General features: G+C 60.1%; 14 protein-coding genes. 9 read left to right on the top strand and 5 right to left on the bottom strand.

The window, feature by feature from the left end; genetic code table 11:
• The first annotated feature begins 104 nt into the window (after window positions 1–104).
• The 3 genes from DT23_RS17725 to DT23_RS17715 all read left to right on the top strand — a co-directional run bounded on the left by DT23_RS17725 (window position 105) and on the right by DT23_RS17715 (window position 4982).
• Entirely contained in the window at window positions 105–1637 is a 1533-nt protein-coding gene (locus DT23_RS17725; protein WP_038133520.1) for a sulfatase family protein, read from the top strand.
• Between the two features lie 202 nt (window positions 1638–1839).
• On the top strand, window positions 1840–3636 hold the full coding sequence (locus DT23_RS17720) for a chloride channel protein (protein WP_051697414.1): 1797 nt from the start codon (window positions 1840–1842) through the stop codon (window positions 3634–3636).
• Window positions 3637–3761: 125 nt separating this feature from the next.
• The gene (locus DT23_RS17715; protein WP_240473658.1) at window positions 3762–4982 is read left to right on the top strand and encodes a mandelate racemase/muconate lactonizing enzyme family protein; all 1221 of its coding nucleotides are present in this window, start codon (window positions 3762–3764) and stop codon (window positions 4980–4982) included.
• Window positions 4983–5020: 38 nt separating this feature from the next.
• On the opposite strand, the gene DT23_RS17710 is transcribed toward DT23_RS17715, so the two are convergent.
• Together DT23_RS17710 and DT23_RS17705 are read right to left on the bottom strand one after the other, a co-directional pair.
• Window positions 5021–5773: a FadR/GntR family transcriptional regulator gene (locus DT23_RS17710; RefSeq protein WP_051697413.1), complete on the bottom strand. Its 753-nt coding sequence runs from the start codon at window positions 5771–5773 to the stop codon at window positions 5021–5023.
• A 231-nt stretch (window positions 5774–6004) separates the two neighbouring features.
• Window positions 6005–7066: a family 16 glycosylhydrolase gene (locus DT23_RS17705; RefSeq protein ID WP_081847301.1), complete on the bottom strand. Its 1062-nt coding sequence runs from the start codon at window positions 7064–7066 to the stop codon at window positions 6005–6007.
• Window positions 7067–7409: 343 nt separating this feature from the next.
• On the opposite strand from DT23_RS17705, the gene DT23_RS17700 reads away from it, so the two are divergent.
• From DT23_RS17700 to DT23_RS17675, 6 genes are all read left to right on the top strand, one after another.
• Window positions 7410–8837: a sulfatase family protein gene (locus DT23_RS17700; protein ID WP_038133519.1), complete on the top strand. Its 1428-nt coding sequence runs from the start codon at window positions 7410–7412 to the stop codon at window positions 8835–8837.
• A gap of 390 nt (window positions 8838–9227) precedes the next feature.
• Window positions 9228–9923, top strand: coding sequence for a GntR family transcriptional regulator (locus DT23_RS17695; RefSeq protein WP_038133681.1), 696 nt, complete (start codon window positions 9228–9230; stop codon window positions 9921–9923).
• Window positions 9924–10032: 109 nt separating this feature from the next.
• Entirely contained in the window at window positions 10033–11052 is a 1020-nt protein-coding gene (locus DT23_RS17690) for a TRAP transporter substrate-binding protein (RefSeq protein WP_038133518.1), read from the top strand.
• An 80-nt stretch (window positions 11053–11132) separates the two neighbouring features.
• Window positions 11133–12989 carry a TRAP transporter large permease gene (locus tag DT23_RS17685; protein ID WP_051697411.1) on the top strand — a complete coding sequence of 619 codons (1857 nt, stop codon included), beginning with the start codon at window positions 11133–11135 and terminating at the stop codon, window positions 12987–12989.
• Window positions 12990–12999: 10 nt separating this feature from the next.
• Window positions 13000–14037 carry a Gfo/Idh/MocA family protein gene (locus DT23_RS17680; RefSeq protein ID WP_038133516.1) on the top strand — a complete coding sequence of 346 codons (1038 nt, stop codon included), beginning with the start codon at window positions 13000–13002 and terminating at the stop codon, window positions 14035–14037.
• Complete coding sequence (locus tag DT23_RS17675) at window positions 14037–15044, top strand: Gfo/Idh/MocA family protein (protein ID WP_038133515.1); 1008 nt, start codon at window positions 14037–14039, stop codon at window positions 15042–15044. Before DT23_RS17680 ends, DT23_RS17675 begins: the two co-directional genes overlap by 1 nt.
• A gap of 41 nt (window positions 15045–15085) precedes the next feature.
• Here the strand turns inward: DT23_RS17675 and DT23_RS17670 are convergent, their stop codons facing one another.
• The 3 genes from DT23_RS17670 to DT23_RS17660 form a co-directional block, all read right to left on the bottom strand.
• Window positions 15086–15967 carry a sugar kinase gene (locus tag DT23_RS17670; protein ID WP_240473657.1) on the bottom strand — a complete coding sequence of 294 codons (882 nt, stop codon included), beginning with the start codon at window positions 15965–15967 and terminating at the stop codon, window positions 15086–15088.
• A gap of 99 nt (window positions 15968–16066) precedes the next feature.
• Window positions 16067–17242: a mannonate dehydratase gene (uxuA, locus tag DT23_RS17665; RefSeq protein WP_038133513.1), complete on the bottom strand. Its 1176-nt coding sequence runs from the start codon at window positions 17240–17242 to the stop codon at window positions 16067–16069.
• On the bottom strand, window positions 17239–17916 hold a 678-nt coding region (locus DT23_RS17660; protein ID WP_038133512.1), incomplete at its 5' end, for a mannitol dehydrogenase family protein. The genes uxuA and DT23_RS17660, both read right to left, overlap by 4 nt.

Genomic DNA, 17916 nt, shown 5'->3' with positions numbered 1-17916 from the left:
CACAAATAATACATTATTTTTTTGCATTGTACATTAAAAAGTGGATATAGTGCGCTAAGATCGAGATTACGCACCTTGATTCAGCAGCCGCACAAGGAGGCTCCATGCCTAAAAAGCCCAATTTCCTATTGATAACGACAGACCAGCAGCGAGGCGATTGCATTTCTGCCGAGGGGCGCGGGGTCAAGACACCCAATATCGACCGAATCGGCGCAGCAGGGGTTCGCTTTCGCAAATGCATCACCCCGCACCCGATGTGTCAGGCGGCGCGGGCCTCGATTCTGACCGGCAAGCTTCCTTATAGCCATGGCGTGCGCGACAACGGCCGCGATCTTGACGAAGCTCTGGGCGCCGCAGGGCTTGGCGGCACCTTCTCGAAGGCGGGCTATGATACGCATTTCATCGGCAAGGCCCATCTGTCGAGCCAGCAGACCTTCGAGCCGACCGGCCGTCCGGAATGCTACAAAAGCGCCAAGGATTTCGGGCCGGAATGGCGCGGTAAATACATGGGCTTCGACCGCGTCCAGCTGATGCTGCGCCCACACCATCACACGCAGTGGTACGCCCCGCCCGAAGCCCTGCACTATGAATACTGGCTGGATCAGGACGGTCGCGGGCAAGAACGCTGGGATCGCGCGAAAGAGCGCCTCGATCCCCAGACTGCCCATTTCCAGACCTGGCGTTCGGGCCTTGAAGAGGAATGGCATTCCTCGCCCTGGATCGGGGATCGCGCGGTCGAAATGATCGAGAACAAGAAAGACGACCAGCCGTTGATGGCCTGGGTTTCGTTCCCTGACCCGCATCCGCCCTTCCTGTCGCCCCGCCCGTGGTGTGACATGTATAACGGCGATGATGTCGTGATCGCCAAGCATCCCCACCTGGATCTGGAAAACCGTCCGTGGTGGCACAAAGCCTTTGTCGAAGATCGTGCCAAGCCCATCAAACAAGGCTCCGAGCACAATGCCGGCGGCATTGATTGGGGACAAAAAGGCGATCTGAACGAACAGGCCCTGCGCGATTTGACCGCGATCTATTTCGGAATGATCTCGTCGGTGGACTACCAGCTCGGTCGCATTCTTGATGCGCTCGAGGCGCAGGGCGAACTGGAAAATACCTATATCATTTTTGCCAGCGATCATGGCGAATGGCTTGGCGATCACGGCCTGCTGCTGAAAGGGCCGATGATGTATGACGGGCTGTTGCGTGTGCCCTGTCTTGTCAGCGGCCCGGGAATTCCTGCGAACAAGGTGATCGACGATCCGGTTGCCAGCACGGATATTCTCGCGACGGCGGCGGATCTTGCAGATGTCGAAACGGGGCCGAACCATGGCCGCTCATGGCGGGATCTGTGGGAGGGCGATGGCTCTCGTGATTTTGCCTTGTCGGAATACGAGGTGGATTCGATCCGGTCCGCAGTTGATCTGGATATGCGCACGGTGCGCAGCAAACGCTACCGGATGACCGTCGACATGTATACCGACACCGGCGAGCTTTACGACATGCAGGAAGATCCTGATGAAATGGTGAACCTGTTTGATGACGCAGGCTCCTCGGGCATTCGCAAAGAGCACATGGACATGATCCGGGCGCGTCCCGATGACATGATTCCGGTCGCGCCGCGCGTTGGCTGGCACTGAATCCGGCATGCCGGATACAGGGCGCGCGGGCTGGGCATCACTGGGCCAGTTCAGTCCGCGGCCCTGTTCTAATTTGTAGCTGCAGCGGGTGCCATCGCCGCGTCACTGATCGTGGCGCGACGGTTTCGGGACCGGACGGCGCAGAACTTTTCGGCATAGGCGAAGGTATCTCGTCATATGCCCGCAATGAGGGGTAAAGACGTTGTATCTGCGTGTAGGTCGCCGCTGGGGGAAACGTCTGTCGCGCGCGGTGCGCTACCGCGAGCGTAACTTGCAGCGTTTCGCGCGCAGCCAGGAACTGGTGCGCATCGCTGTGGCCGTGGTCGCGGGGGCGCTGGTTGGCGTGGCAACGGCCGGTATGTCTGCTGTCGTCAATTATTTGCACGCGTTGAGTTTCGATTTGCCCGATGGCGCACATCTGAGCGCCTATCTTTCGATCAATCCGGTGCGACTGGCCTTGATCCCGGCACTTGGAGGGCTGGCCTTCGGGGCGCTTCTTTGGCACCTGAAAAAACGCAACCTCACAGATATTGTCGACCCGGTCGAAGCCAATGCGCTTTATGGCGGGCGGCTTTCCTTGCGCGATTCAACGCGGCTGACCGGCTTGACCCTTGCCTCCAACGCCTGCGGGGCCTCGGTGGGTATGGAGGCCGCGTACAGCCAGTTCGGCGCGGGCATTTTCTCGACCTTGGGCAGCGCGATGAAGCTGCGCCGCGAAGACCAGCGCAGCATGTTGACCGCCGGAGCCGCCGCTGCAATCGCTGCGGCGTTCAATGCCCCGCTTGCGGGCGCGTTCTACGGGTTCGAACTGGTCCACTCCAGCTATTCCTATCGCACATTCACCCCTGTCCTTGCCGCCTGCCTGTCCTCGGTTTTCGTCGTCAAATATCTTGGATATGAAGCGCCGGTCTTCGTTCTGAACGGCGCTGTGGAAACCGTCGCATCCTATAGCCTCTTCGCGATTCTGGGGATCGTCGCTGCGCTGGTCGGCATCACCGCCATGCGCAGCGCCACGACGATCGAAGGCTGGCTGACCGGCGCCGGTGTGCCGGGCTGGTCACGCCCGGCGATCGGGGGGATCGCGCTAAGCGTGCTGGCTTTCGGATGTCCGCAGATCCTCGGGGCAGGGCATGGGGCGATGCAGCTTCATCTTGACAAGATCCCCGCAACCGCCCCGCTTATTGTCATCCTCGTTTGCAAGATCATCGCCGCCGCACTGTCGCTTGGCGCGGGGTTCAAAGGCGGGTTGTTTTCCTCCTCTCTCTTTATCGGCGTCCTGCTCGGGGCGGTTTTTTCACAGGTGTTGGTGCTGGCTGTCCCGTCGATGGCCGATCAAAAGACGGTGCTGATGCTTGCGGGTATGGCGGCGACCGGGGCGGCGATCGTGGGAACGCCATTGACGATGGTGTTTCTGGTGCTGGAAACCTCGGACAACCTTGATATCGCTTTCGCGACGGTTCTCAGCGTTCTGGTCGCTTCGACATTCGTACGGCTGACCTTTGGCTACAGCTTTTCGACATGGCGTTTCCACCTTCGCGGCCTGCCTTTGCACGGGGCGCAGGATATCGGTTGGGTGTCTGCACTGACTGCGGGGCGGCTGATGCGCTCGGATTTCACATCGGTACCTTTGGAAATGTCGCTCGGGGCTCTGCGCCAAAGGATTCCCCTTGGCAGTCGCAAATGGATTTTTGGCGTGACGAAAGACGGGCGATATGGCGGCATTATCGACGTCGCCGCCGTGCATGATCCCGAACATACCGAGATCGAACAGGTCGTGATCGCCGCCGACATGACCACAACGGAGAATTGCTATGTGCTGCCTTATGAAAGCATATCGACGATCCTGAAGAAATTCGAAGCCTGCGAGTCCGAGATTCTGGCCGTCGTGCAATCTCAGGACTGTCACAAGATCATTGGCTCGGTGAGCGAGGCGTTCTGTCTTAAGCGCTACAGTCAGGAACTCGAGCAGCGGCGCAGCTATGATCTGGGCATGAAGTGACGGGGCCGCGCAAACGCCCCCGCTGGCGCCGGAGACAGCGGAATTAATATCAACCTGGCTCACAAAAATAATGTACTAAAATGCCAAAAGCAGGTACTATCTGTGAGAATAGTAGGAGCAGAATTGTGTCAACGACCACGAAAGACCTGACAAAACCGGAAACCGCCACCCCGAGGCGCGGTTGTGCAAACCTCGACGCAAGGATCGCCGCAATCGAACCTATTCAGGCGCGCGTTGGCGGGCGCAACCAGCTCTTGGTCCGTGTCGAGACCGAAGACGGGCTTGTTGGCTGGGGTGAATCCGGGCTGTCCTCCCGCGAGGTGGCGGTCAGTGAAGTGGTGAAGAATTTCGAAGGATTTCTGCGTGGCAAGGATTCCCGTCAGATCGGACGGATCTGGCAGGAAGCCTATCGCAGCCAGTATTTTGAGGGCGGGCGGATCATTACGGCTGCAATGTCGGCGATCGACATTGCGCTTTATGATCTTCTCGGCAAGCGCCTTGGCGTGCCGGTGTATCAGCTTCTGGGCGGCAAACAGCGCGATATGGTGCCCACATTTGCCTCGTTCATGGCCGATGAAATCGAACAATCACTGGCAGATACCCGCACCCTGATTGATGCCGGATGGGATTGCGTTCGCATTTATCCCAGCGGCTTCGAGAACACCATTTTCAACCCGCGCGCCTCGCTTCAACGGACCGCCGAGACGTTGATCCGCCTGCGTGAAACATTCGGTCATTCGATCTGCATCGGCATTGACCTGCACCATCGCTATACGCCCGCCGAGATCGCAAGCCTGTCCAACATGCTGCCCCGTGGAACGCTTGATTTTCTTGAAGAGCCGATCCGTTCGGAAAGCCCGGAAGCCTATGAAATGCTTCGGACCATGACCGATATTCCCTTTGCCATCGGCGAGGAATTCTCGTCAAAATGGCAAGCCGCACCCTTTATCGAAAAGGGGCTGACGCAATATATGCGCTTTGACATCAGCAATATCGGGGGCTTTACCGAGGCGATGAAAGTCGCGGGCTGGTGCGAGCGTCACTATATCGATCTGATGCCGCATAATCCGCTTGGCCCCGTTTGCACCGCAGCCAGTGTCCATATGAGCGCGGCTGTGGCGAACTTTTCCTGGCTCGAGACCCGCCAGTCCCCGGTCGAGAATCTGGGCTTTCACAATCGAGATATTTTCCCGGTTCAGGCCGAGATGGACGGACCGTGCTATATCGTATCCGATGCGCCGGGACTGGGGATCGAGATTAACGAAGCCGCGCTGCGCGCCTCTGATGTCGGCCACGTTGAATGCCCCCATCTGTCGCGTCCCGACGGCTCTGTCACGAACTGGTAGACCGCACGAACTGATAGACGGGCGGCTGTTGCGAGCGATCAGGACGATTGTATCGCAGCAAGTGCACGCTCCAGACGGGCGGCGGAATCGGCGAGATGGCGTTCCATCTCCTTTTGCGCCGTCTCGGGCTCGCCCGCCTCAATGGCATCGGCAATGCTCTGATGGAACGGAAGCGACGTCAGATTCTGCTGTTTGCCCGGATTGGTGATACGGATGCTCAGCAATAGCCCTGCGTAAATCGCGTTTTCCAGAGCATCGAAATAGCGGTTATGCGCAGCGCGTAAAACGGCCGCATGAAAGCCTGCATCGGCCATCACATAGTCCGAGTTGCGCCCCGCCCCGTCTTGCATGGCCTGCAGCGCCTTGCGAATTGCACTCATGTCTTCCTGGGTGCGCCGCGAGGCCGCAAGACGTGCCGCAAGTGGCTCGATCCCCAAGCGCAGCTCGATCAGCTGCGAAAGATGCTGGTCCGCAAGCGGGACGGCCTGTTTCCATTCCAGCACTTCATGATCGAGGATCTGCCATTTACGCGGCTCTTGCACGCGCATCCCGATCCGCGGACGGACATCAAGCATCCCTTTGGAAATGAGGACGCGCACGGCTTCGCGGATCACCGTACGGCTGACCCCGAACTCTTGTGCCAGCGAAGGCTCATCCCCGAGCGTGTCACCCGGCGCATACTGCCCCGTCAGAATTCGTATTCCGATTGCTTGCGAAACCTGCTGGGGCAACCCGCGCTTCATCGGCGTTTTCAGACCGCCCGGCGTCTCGCCTGCATAAGAATGTTCCACGCGTTCTTCTTTCTTCTGGGCATCCCTGCACCGGAGACGTTTATGATCCGGCGCGTCTGGCTCTTATGCTGCCTAGAGCCGGATGCGGTCAATGGTATAGCCGGGCGCTACGCGAAACCGTCTTGCACACCCAGAGCATGCAAGACGGATCGACGTAGCCACCCGGCCGGTCAACGCCCGCCCAATCAACGCTCGCCCGTCACGCATCTGCCAATGCGAGAAGGCCCGCGCCTAGAATGCGCCGGTTCCCGGTTTTTTGGCATAGACCCGCACCCAGTCGACAAGCATCTTTGCAGGATAACCGTCAACGCTGCCATCAGCATTCACTTTTGGCGCCACGGCGCAGCGCCAGGCTTTGCCAGGACAGGGTTTGTCCTTGGTTCCATAGCGCATGTTCGGCTCCCGCAGCCCCAAGGACAGTGTCACATTCATCGGCAGCCGGTTCCAGTTCGTATTGGGCAGGCTGTTCACTTCCTTGCCGTCAATATACCAGGTCAGGCGATCCGGCGCGACCATCACCCCGTAGGTATGAAAGGCCGCGGCCGGGTCAAAATCCACCTTGACGTTTTTATGGTCGAGATACGGTGCTTGTTGCGCATTGCGGATCCATGTCGGCTTGCCGTTCCTGATGACCTGATAGGGGGCGTGCAGATCCATGATACGGGCGTCGTCGGGGTGCTGCTGCATCTCGACAATATCGACCTCGGAATAGGCAGGATCGCCGTCGGCCTTGCCGACAAACCCGGCAGCCTGATCGGTTTTGAGATTACTATAAAGCCAGAATGCCGGAGCAGAGCCGGGGAACGTATCGACGCCTTTCACGCGCGCTTCGTAATAGCCATAAACCTGATTGGCCTTGGACTGGATGATGCCCGACGAAAAATAGGTGTGTTTCGTAGAGGTCTTGTAATTGCTGTCGCGGATTACTGCGTTCGGCTGGTCGTCAGGGCGCATACGCAACGCCAGCGCGCCGTTTTCAACAGAGACGTTATCGGCGCTCCACGTCCAGATCCCCCAGGACTGCGGCGCGTCGTCCCATTTGCTGGCATCAAGACCAGAGCCGTTGAATTCGTCCGACAAGGCGGGAACAAGGCGCCAATTCCGGCTGTCAGGACCTGCATTGGGTACATTGGCGCTGATATCCTCCGGTCCGGATTGCGCATCGGCTTGTTGGTTTTCCGTCGCACCCGTCGTAATCTGCGTCGACGTCTGCGCGCCCGCAACATGCCCCATGCCCATGACGCCTAGCGCCAATGTGGCCGCAACCGGCATCCATCCGTAATTTCTATTCATCTTTCTCCTCCTCTTTTGAATGCAATCGGGCAGATGTGCCTTACGGTAGCCCGCCGTCTTGAAAGCCGGTCTCGGGCTGCGGACGCCCTCGCCTGTTACGGCTGAATTTTTGCATTCCGCATATCCGACCCGGACTGGTCATTATGGAATGACTGTAGTATTACCATATGATGATTAGATACGTTAAAGGTACAGCGCCCCGCCCTGTCACATTCCTGTGAAGATCCGCTGGAAAATGACCCGGCCCGGTCGCTTGCACGATACGCATGAATGACCCGCCTGCCCCGTAATCGCAGCCGACGCGTTGCGCACCTGATCTTTCCTCGACCGACTTGGAGCTGCCATGACCCGTGCCCCGAATATCATCTTCTTGCTGCCCGATCAGCTGCGTCATGACTTTCTAGGCTGCTATGGTGCGAATTTCCTGTCGACGCCGGCGATTGATGCACTGGCAGCGCAGGGCACGCGATACGAGACCGCAATTTCTCCCTCACCGATCTGCGTCCCTGCGCGGGCATCAATGCTGACGGGGCAGCCAGCACATGAAACCGGCATTCTCAACAACGCGTCCTGGTTGCGCCCCGACCACTGCCAGATGGGCATACACACCTGGCCAGAGCTTTTGGCCAAGGCAGGCTATCAAACTGCCGCGATCGGCAAGATGCATTTCTACCCCTGGGACATCGGGGAAGGCTTCCAGCACCGGGTCATTGCCGAGGACAAACGCCATATCCATGTGCGCGACGACTATCATCACGCTCTATGCGCCGAAGGACACGGCAAACTGCACGGAAAAGAGATGCAAGGCTACGCCGAGACAAAAGGCGCCGCGATCAACCCCTTGCCCGACCACCTGCAACCCGATCGTTGGGTTGCCAACCGAGCGGCAGACTACCTTCGCAGCCTTGAGGGCGACCAGCCCGTTGCGATGATGGTCGGCTTTCCCGGCCCGCATTGCCCCTACGATCCCCCGGCCGATGCGCTTGGCCGGATCGATCCGGCCGGTCTACCCGCCGCCCTGCCGCGCACCGAAGAAAGCGCCAAGGTCTTACCCGAACTCGTTGCCGGATATCGTCAGGATTGGGCAGGGCTGGACTATTCCGACCTGTCGGACGCGCAAATCCGTGCCATCCGGCATCACTATGCCGTCTCGGTCGAACGGCTGGACGAGGATATCGCCATGCTGATCGAAACCCTGCGCGAGACAGGCAGGCTCGAGAATACGATCGTCGTCTTTGCCTCCGATCACGGTGACTATCTTGGCGACTTCGGGCTGATGGGCAAAGGGTTTTTCCACGAACCTTCGATCCGTGTGCCGTTGATCGTTACAGATTTCCGCAAGCCCGAACCACATGTCGAAACCGCGCCGGTTACGCTGGTCGATCTTTTCCCGAGCTTTCTGTCATGGGCGGGCCTGCCCCCGGCGCCGCAATCACGCGGGACCCTGCTTGGGGCTTCCGATAACGATCGCGCCATATTCGGCGTCACCGCGCGTGGCATGATGCTGCGTCAAGGCCGCTGGAAGCTGGCGCGCTATTATGTCGGCAGTGAAGCGCTTTTTGATCTGCAGGCCGATCCGGGCGAGCAGGAAAACCTGATCGAGCAGCACCCCGATATCCGCGCCCGACTGGACAAATTGATGACCACCGAGCTGCTGCGCGGAATGGTGGCCGGACATGCTGACAAGGCTGTCCCTGCATCAAAATCACCGCCCGAGGGGCCGTTTCATGATCCCTATTGGTTGCGCCCCTATCCGGCCCCGATCTCCTGAACGGGTTCAGTCGCAAATATTCTGGGCCTGCGGTTGGCTCGACAGGATGCAGGAGCGCGGCGTCGATGTTGACCATGTGACGCTCATGGCTTGACTGCATTCCAGCAGTTTGACCGGCTCGCAGCATAACTATGTGCAGTAGCAGCCCGTTTCCAGCCTATCTGGAAATTTGAGACAGAACCGCCCTCCGCTTTTCCAACTACAAGTGCGGACCACTTCAAAGGGCGAGGCTCGTCTGCACGCCAACTTCTGCAACACTGGCGATCGGCGTTGTCACGTTAAGCGTTCACACCCCGCCCAAGCGGAGCGCTATCGCACGGCCTCGTTTTTCTGTTGACTAGTATGGTGCGTTTCGCGCAGGCTCTCATTCAAGGGGGAGCCTGCGCGATCATGAACAAAAAATGCCAAGCTGACATATTGGACCTGAAGGCCGCCGTTGGCCCGCAGCTTTATCAGGCGCTTTATAACCGGATCGTGCGCGGGGAGCTCACGCCCGATACGCGCCTGTCCGAGGTCGAGATTGCGTCGGTCTACGGAACCAGCCGGCAGCCTGTCCGTGAAGCGTTCATCAAGCTGGTTGACGCGGGGTTGATCGAGGTGCGCCCGCAGCGTGGCAGTTACGTCCGGCGCATCGATCCGGCGGCGGTCCGTTCGGCCCAGTTTGTACGCGAAGCCGTAGAGGCGGATATCGTGCGATATGTCGCTGCACAAGCCACCCCTGCAATCTGTAAAGAGCTTGAAGCGATGCTCACAGCGCAGGAGGAGGCCGCAGGTATTGAGGATCCTCGCCCGTTCATGGCCTCGGATGAGGCGTTTCACCGCAAATTAGCCGAAATTGCGGAACAGGGTGCGGGATGGGCTTTCTTGCAACCGCTCAAGACGCAGATGGACCGTGTTCGCCATCTAAGCGCCAGCCAGTTTCCACGCCGTGATCTCGTGTTGCAGCATCGTCAGATCGTGGACGCAATCACGGCAGGCGACGGCAATACTGCCGAGCGCCACATGCGCAAGCATTTACGCCGGATTCTTGAAGACCTGCCGAGAGTTGCGGCCTCGGTGCCGGAGTTTTTCGAACTCGGCAAATAAAAACACGCCACTCAAAACAAAGGGAAATAGCATTTCGGGAACGACATGAGACGGCAGAGCCTTGCGGGAGGTTGGGCGCTGCAAAAAATCCAGGGAGGAGATTACGACAATGACGAGAAACCTGATTGGACGCCGTGGGGTGTTACAACTCGCAGGCGCTGCCTTGGCGACGCCGATGCTCGCTCGTTCGCTTTGGGCGCAACAGAAATATGTTTGCAAGATTGCTCATTCAGAGGCGATCGGCTCGCCCTTCACAAATGCTTTCGACAAATGGACCAAGATCCTGAACGAAAGAAGTGAGGGCCGGATCGACGCGCAGCATTTCCCGGCCAGCCAGCTTGGCGGCCTTGCACAGCTTCTGGAAATGAGCCGGATCGGAACGATTCAGGTAACGGCCGCCGGTCCCGATAGCGAAGAGGCCATCGCGCCGGAAATCGCGGCGACCGCAGGCGCACCGGGCTTCATTTACAAGAACGAGGCCCATGTCGATCGCGTATTGCAGGGGGATATCGGCAAGGAAATCAGCCAGATCGCGCGGGAAAAGACCGGCGTGGAATTCATCGCCTACGGTGAAGTCGGCTTTCGCCATCTGCTGACGAAAGAACCGGTGACCGATCTGGCAAGCCTGCAAGGCGTGAAGCTACGCGTGCCGGAAGTGCGGATCTGGGTCGATTTCTGGAAGCTCCTGGGGGCCAACCCGACTCCATTGCCCTATTCCGAGCAGTATTCGGCCCTGTCCACTGGCGTCATCGACGGGTTGGATTCCGATTACTTCTCGGTCCTCGGGTTCAAATGGCATGAGCAGGCCAAGCACATCCTGCCGACCTATCACTGGTTCCTGCCAAAGGCGATCCGGATGAATGCTGCCTGGCTTGATGCGCTGCCCGACGATCTACAGGATCTGTGTCGCACATCGGCCAGAGAAGTGTTCGAAGAGCAGCGCACGATCAATCGCGCCGGCGCGGACAAGGCGCTGGACGAACTCAAGGCGGTGGGCTGTGTCGTTCATCCCTTCCCCGCCGCGGAAAAGGCGAAGTGGGAAGACAAGACGGCGAGCCTCTATGAGACATTCGGCGCAACAAGCCCCGCGACCGCCGAAATGATCGCAAAAATCCGCGCATTGGCCTAGCCGGATCAAACCCCGCTCCAGACATGTTTGGGGGCGGGGTTTTGCTCTCAGTCCGGACAAGCACATCTCGAAAGCAAACCATGACCCAGACCGAATTCCAAAGCGGCACTGTGACGCCGATCCGTTTCTATCAGCTACTGGACCGCTTGATAGAAGCGGTGGTCGTTTTGCTGATGCTGGCGGCCGTCGGCATCGTCACATTGCAGGTGTTTTGCCGCTATGTCCTGAACGCATCATTGCCCTGGCCCGAAGAGGCAGCGCAGTTTCTGTTCGTCTGGGCGGTGTTTCTAGGACTGGCGCTTTTGACCTTTCGTGAGCGCCACATCGCGATTTCGTTGTTTGTGCCCAAGATGTCGCCGCGGGTCCAGACGGGGCACGCCATCTTTTTGCGGGTCGTTTCGGCGGCGGCCTGTATCGTTCTGGTGACTCACGGCATTGATTTCATGAACCGGTCGCTTCAGGTTCTGCCCGCGCTGCGTGTGCCGCTGAAATACCTGTTCATGGCGGTTCCGGCGGGCGGCGTCCTCGGGTTGGTTTTTCTCTCCGCGCCGCTGCCCGGTCGCGCATGGTGGAGCGGGTTTCTTGTGCTGATTGGCGGGCTGGCGCTTTATGCGGCAATGCGCTGGGGTGGCCATGCGGTCTTTGCCGCAACAAGTAGCACCACCGTGTTGATGACCTTCTCGCTGCTGTTGATCTTTGCCGAGGTTCCGATTGTCTTTGCGCTGGTTGTCGGCTCGTTTGCTGCGCTGGCGCCCTTACCCCCGCTGATGCTGGTGACGATCACGCAGAATATGTCAGGGGCGCTCAACTCTTTTACGCTACTGGCTATCCCCTTCTTCATTCTGGCCGCTGCGGTGATGAATGCGGGCGGGGTGACCACGCGGATCGTTGACCTCGCCTATCATCTTGTCGGCCATTTGCGTGGCGGGCTGGGGCAGGCAAATATCGTGACAAATGTGATGCTGGCCGGGGTTTCGGGATCATCGACAGCTGATGCATCCGCGACGGCGAAATTGCTGGTGCCGCAGATGGAAAAGCACGGCTACGACCGGGCGTTTTCCTGCGCGCTTACGGCCTCGGCCTCGACACTTGCCAACCTGATCCCGCCTGGTCTGGGCTTGATTATCTATGCCGCCCTTGCCTCTGTTTCGGTCGGTGCCCTATTTGTTGGCACGATCATTCCCGGGCTGATGATGGCGCTCGCATTGTCGGTTGTGGTCTGGCTGGTGTCGGTTCAACGTGGCTATGGCGGGGAAAGAAAGCGCTCCGGTCGTGGCAAGGTCGGGCGGGCCTTTTTGCTGGCCACCCCTGCGCTTTGTCTGCCCGTTCTTATTGTCGGCGGCGTGCGCTTTGGCGTTTTTACCGCGACCGAGGCAGGTGCGATCGCCTTTGTCTTTGCCCTCTTTACCGGTGCGTTCATCTATCGCGGGCTGACGGCGCGAAACCTCACAGGGGCGTTCAAAGAAGCCGTAGAAGACACCGTGGCCGTGGCCGTGATCATCGCCGCCTCGTCGCCTTTTGCGTGGATATTGACGTTCGAACAGGCCCCGCAAAAAATTGCGAGCTGGCTGGGAGCGTTGACCGGAGATCCGGTCGTTTTGCTCTTGCTGATCAACCTGTTCCTGATTTTCGTCGGCCTGTTCATCGAGATGATCGCCGCGATGGTCATCCTTGTGCCGATCCTTGTGCCGGTGGTGATGGCTGCTGGCGTGGATCCCTTGCAGTTCGGTATCATCATGGTGATGAACCTTGTGATCGGGGCGCTGACACCCCCCTTGGGGGTTCTGGTCTTTACCACCGCTCGGGTCGGTGGCGCGCCCTCCTCTGCGGTTTTTCGCGCCATTCTTCCGTTCATTGCGGCACAGCTTCTGGTTTTGATCCTGATCACCGCCTTTCCGCAACTGACACTGCTACCGATCACTTTGTTCGGCCCATAAGGAGGTCTTCATGTCCGAGAAACCAATCGCACGACTGGCTGTTATCGGCCTAGGTATGGCGACCAGACCTCATCTGGATGCGCTGGAACAATTGCGCGGGACAGTTGCGGTTTCAGGTGTGTTCAACCGCAGCCCCGCCAAAGCCGAGGCCGTGGCCAGACAGTTCGGCTTTGCCGTGTTTGACTCGCTGGAGGCAATCGCCGCAGATCCCGCCACCGATGGTATCATTCTGGCAACGCCGCCCAATCAACGCGCAGAGATTGTCGCCATGATGACAGCCGCGGGCAAGCATATCCTGATGGAAAAGCCGCTAGAGCGGACGCTGCACGCCGCGCAAGACATTGTAACCCGGTGCGAAACGGCGGGTGTGACGCTGGGTGTCGTGTTCCAGCACCGGTTTCGCGCGGCGGCCCTGCGGCTTCGAGAATTGGTGAATGATGGCAGCCTTGGAGAACTGGCACTGGTGCGCGCCGAAATTCCGTGGTGGCGTGATCAGGCCTATTATGATGTGCCGGGGCGAGGCACACTAGAGCGCGATGGCGGCGGCGTTCTGATATCACAGGCGATTCATGTGCTTGACCTGATGCTAAGCCTGACTGCCCCGGCGCAATCGGTTCAAGCGATGACCGCGACAACCGCCATGCACGAGATGGAAACCGAAGATTTCGCCACGGCCGGGCTCCGCTTTGCCAATCAGGCGGTCGGGTCTGTCGTCGCCACGACGGCAACCTATCCCGGCGCGATCGAAAGCCTTGTGCTCGACGGCACGAAAGGGACCGCCGTTCTAAAAGGTGGCGCGCTGCATGTGTGCTGGCACGACGGCACACGCGAAGAGTTGGGGGAACCCTCGGGCACTGGTGGCGGCGCGGACCCGATGGCGTTTCCTTGCGACTGGCATCGCGACCTCATCCTTGATTTTGCGCAAGCCATCCAGACGGGTCGCCCTCCCGCCATCACGGGACGCGAAGCGCTGCGCGTCCATGCGCTGATTGATGCGATTACGCGATCCGCCCGGACCGGCAAACAAGTAGAGGTGCAAAAAGTCTGATGCAGAAAATTCGCTTTGCTGCCCTTGGGATGGATCATCGCCATATCTATGGCATGACACAGGGCCTGCTGGATGCGGGCGCCGAACTGGCCGGATGGTGGACACAAGGCGCGCCACCGCCTTTGGAGGGCTTTATAAAACGCCATCCGACAGCTCCGCGTCTGGAATTGCAGGCAATCCTGGAAGACCCCGAAATCGCGCTGGTGCTGATCGCTTGTCGCCCCGACCAGCGGGCGGATCTGGCGATTGCGGCGATGCGCGCGGGCAAGGATGTGATGACGGATAAACCGGGCTGCATCTCGCAGGATGAACTGCGCCGTCTGCGTGACGTGGTGCAAGAGACCGGCCGCATCTGGTCGGTGAACTTTTCCGAACGCTTTGAAGTGCCTGCGGTGACGGTTGCAACGCGCCTCGTTCAAGAGGGGGCGATCGGGCAGGTGATCCAGACAGTTGGTCTTGGACCGCACCGCCTGAACGCGCCCTCCCGTCCCGACTGGTTCTTTGACGCGCGCACCTATGGCGGTATTCTCACCGATATCGCCTCACACCAGATCGAGCAGTTCCTGCATTTCACCGGCTGTGAAGATGCAGAGATCGCCATGGCGTCTGCCGGAAATTTTGCCAATCCAGAGCATCCGAATTTTCAGGATTTTGGCGAAATAGTGCTGCGATCCGGATCGGCGCACGGTTATATCCGGGTTGACTGGTACACCGCAGATGCGCTGCCCAACTGGGGCGACGGGCGGTTGTTTATAAGCGGCACGCAAGGCACAATCGAGCTGCGGAAATATACCGATGTGGCGGGTCGTCCCGGCACCGACCACCTGTTTTTGGTCAATGGAACCCGCTGTGAATATATCGACTGCGCGAATGCAGACCTGCCATATTTCGGAAATCTTCTGGAAGATATCCGCGAGCGCACGCAAACAGCCTGCCCGCAGGCCCGGACCTTCCGCGTTTGTGAACTGGCAATGGCGGCGCAGGCTATCGCAGAGTCAGCCCCGTAACGCCTGTCCCTTCCGGGGACAGGCGGCCCGAGACGACACATCTAGCGCGCAATAATTGCACCGGGTTGGGCAATCACCTCAAGCGCGCGGTTATGGGCGCAAGCAAGACATTGATCGCCAGAGGCACCTTGCAGATATGCACCAAGCCAGGCGCCGTTGAAACTGTCCCCCGCTGCCGTCGTATCCACCACCGAACGCGCAGCGGGCAGATCCAGCGGCGCGGCGCTCGGGTCCAAAGATATCGGCCCGCGCGCGCCCATCTTCAGCGCCCCTTCGCGCACTCCCCAGCCATTAAGCCGGGTGCGCACCGCTTGTGCATCAGTGTCACCGAACAGCGCCATTTCGTCATCCAGCGAGGGCAACGCGATATCGCTGATGCGCCAGGCCGCCTCGGTCACCGCGCGCGCGGTCTGCGCATCTTCCCACAGGCCCGGACGATAGTTGGAATCAAAAGCCACGCGGGCGGGATGCGCAGCCAGATGCGCCAAGAGCGACAGGCGCACCGGATGGGGCAAGATCGCCAGCGTGATCGCGCTGAGATAGATCAGATCGACACCGTCAAGCTGCGCGAACCCGTCTTCGAACAGGCAGCGCGCGGCGGACTGATCACGCCAATAGGAAAAGCTGCGCTCGCCCCGCTCGTCCAGCGCAATCGCATAGATTCCGGGGAGACGCTCGGGATGGCGGGCGATACGCGCGCAGCCCACATCTTCGGAGGCGATAAAGGCGCTCATGCGATCTGACACCGCATCACGCCCCAGCACGGTCACGAACTCGACCTGCGTCTCGGGTCCAACAGCGCGCGCAAGATAGATCGCGGTATTGAGCGTATCGCCCGCATAACCGATCTGCTGTTGAGGGCGATCGAAGGACAGCTCCACCATCGCCTCGCCCACGCAGGCCACAACCGTTTTCTTGCTCACATCACCACTCCGTTGTTTTAAATTCGAATTGTGACTCCGACGGCCCCGGACCGTCCAGACGCAGGCCGCACCCGGCCCTCACTGGCCGCGCGTTCCCGCTTAGCGCCCGCGCAGCCCCGCAATGACGCCGCGCAGTTCGGCCAGCCCGCGCATCCGCCCGATCAACGGATAGCCGGGAAAGGACCCGCGCGCGGCGTCGCCCAGCAAGGCATGACCGTGATCGGGGCGAAACGGGATCTGTGCGTCCGCGCGCCCCTCTTCGACGCGGCGCGTTTGCTCGGCCAGCAGCACCGCGATCACCGCAACCATATCGGTATCGCCCGCCAGATGCGCCGCCTCCTCAAAGCTGCCATCAGGGTCTTTGCGCACATTGCGCAGATGCGCGAAATGGATGCGCGGCGCAAAGCGCGCGGCGATCGCGGGCAGGTCATTGGCGGGATTGGCCCCCAGCGATCCGGTGCAAAGCGTCAGCCCGTTGGCGGGGCTGTCATGGGCGTTCAGGATCCAGTCGATATCCTCGCCATCGGACACCACGCGCGGCAGGCCCAGAATGTCGCGCGGCGGATCGTCGGGATGCACGCCCAAACGCAGGCCCAGATCTTCGGCCGCCGGGATCACCTCATCAAGGAAGCGTTTGTAATTGCGCCGGATTTCGTCGCGACCAATGCCGTCATACAGCGCAAGCTGGGCGCGCAGACCGGCAATATCATAGCGGTCATAAGCCCCCGGCAGCCCCGACATGATCGCGTGCAACAGCGCATCGCGCTGCGCCTGCGTCGAGCCTTCGAACCAGGTTTTGGCGCGCGCGCAGACCTCGGGGGAATAATCATCCCCGGCCCCCTCGCGCCCCAGCATGTGGATTTCAAACGCGGCCATCCGGTAGGCCTCAAAGCGCAGGCTGGTGCCGCCCGCCGCGAGCGGATGGGCCAGCTCGGTGCGCGTCCAGTCCAGCACCGGCATGAAATTGTAGCAAATCGTGGTGATGCCCTCGGCGGCGAGATTGGCCATCGACTGGCGATAATTGGCGAATAGCGCGCTCAGATCGCCATCGCCGCGCTTGATGCGCTCGTGGATCGGCAGGCTTTCAACGACCTGCCATTGCAACCCCGCGGCCTCGATCCGGGCGCGACGCTCTGCAATCGCGGCGCGCGGCCAGACCTCTCCATAGGCTATCTCGTGCAGCGCGCTCACAATGCCGGACGCGCCGGTTTGCGCGATTTCGGACAGCAAGATCGTGTCCAGTTCGGGGCCATACCAGCGCCAGCTTTCGATCATTGGATACCCTCCCGTGCCGCGACGAGCGCGCCTTTTGCAACCAGCGTTTGATAGGCAGCCGTGACCGGATTTACCAGCACCGCCGCCAGTGCTGCGGGAAACACCGCACGCTGCGACAACAGGGCGGCGACCTTGCCCGCGGGATCGGGAGCGCTGTCAGATAGCGCGCGCAACTCGGCCGCCAGCGGGTCTTTCACCTCGATTGGCTGGCCGGCCTCATCGACACCCCCGACATAGCGCATCCAGGCCGCAATCACGAGCATCAGCCCCGGACAGTCGCGCCCGGCCTGCAAGGTCTCGGTGACGGTGGCAAGAATGCGTTGGGGCAGTTTCTGGCTGCCATCCATCGCGATCTGCCATGTCCGGTGACGGATCGCGGGATTGGCATAGCGCGCCGCAAGGGCCGTTGCATAGTCAGTCAGCGAAACACCGGGGGGCGGGGTCAGCGCGGGGATGATCTCGGCGCGCCACAGATAGTTGACGAAATCCGCCAGCACCGCATCGCCCATCGCATCGGCAATCGTTTCATGCCCCGCCAGATAGCCCAGATAGGCCAGCGCGCTATGGGTGCCGTTCAGCATTCGCAGTTTCATATGCTCGAACGGGGTGACATCGGCCACCAGTTCGGCACCGGCCGCACCCCAATCCGGGCGCGCCCCGTCAACGAAATCATC

It is taken from the genome of Thioclava indica (genome assembly GCF_000714545.1).
Classification (GTDB): domain Bacteria; phylum Pseudomonadota; class Alphaproteobacteria; order Rhodobacterales; family Rhodobacteraceae; genus Thioclava; species Thioclava indica.
The sequence above is the reverse complement of the archived record's forward strand: the minus strand, read 5'-3'. Positions and strand labels throughout refer to the sequence as shown.

What these genes read in the sequence shown, in the direction of transcription:
- DT23_RS17705 (WP_081847301.1), bottom strand. Translation starts at nt 7,066, where the DNA reads ATGAATAGAAATTACGGATGGATGCCGGTTGCGGCCACATTGGCGCTA.
- DT23_RS17675 (WP_038133515.1), top strand. Translation starts at nt 14,037, where the DNA reads ATGCAGAAAATTCGCTTTGCTGCCCTTGGGATGGATCATCGCCATATC.
- DT23_RS17725 (WP_038133520.1), top strand. Translation starts at nt 105, where the DNA reads ATGCCTAAAAAGCCCAATTTCCTATTGATAACGACAGACCAGCAGCGA.
- DT23_RS17685 (WP_051697411.1), top strand. Translation starts at nt 11,133, where the DNA reads ATGACCCAGACCGAATTCCAAAGCGGCACTGTGACGCCGATCCGTTTC.
- uxuA (WP_038133513.1), bottom strand. Translation starts at nt 17,242, where the DNA reads ATGATCGAAAGCTGGCGCTGGTATGGCCCCGAACTGGACACGATCTTG.
- DT23_RS17690 (WP_038133518.1), top strand. Translation starts at nt 10,033, where the DNA reads ATGACGAGAAACCTGATTGGACGCCGTGGGGTGTTACAACTCGCAGGC.
- DT23_RS17695 (WP_038133681.1), top strand. Translation starts at nt 9,228, where the DNA reads ATGAACAAAAAATGCCAAGCTGACATATTGGACCTGAAGGCCGCCGTT.
- DT23_RS17680 (WP_038133516.1), top strand. Translation starts at nt 13,000, where the DNA reads ATGTCCGAGAAACCAATCGCACGACTGGCTGTTATCGGCCTAGGTATG.
- DT23_RS17700 (WP_038133519.1), top strand. Translation starts at nt 7,410, where the DNA reads ATGACCCGTGCCCCGAATATCATCTTCTTGCTGCCCGATCAGCTGCGT.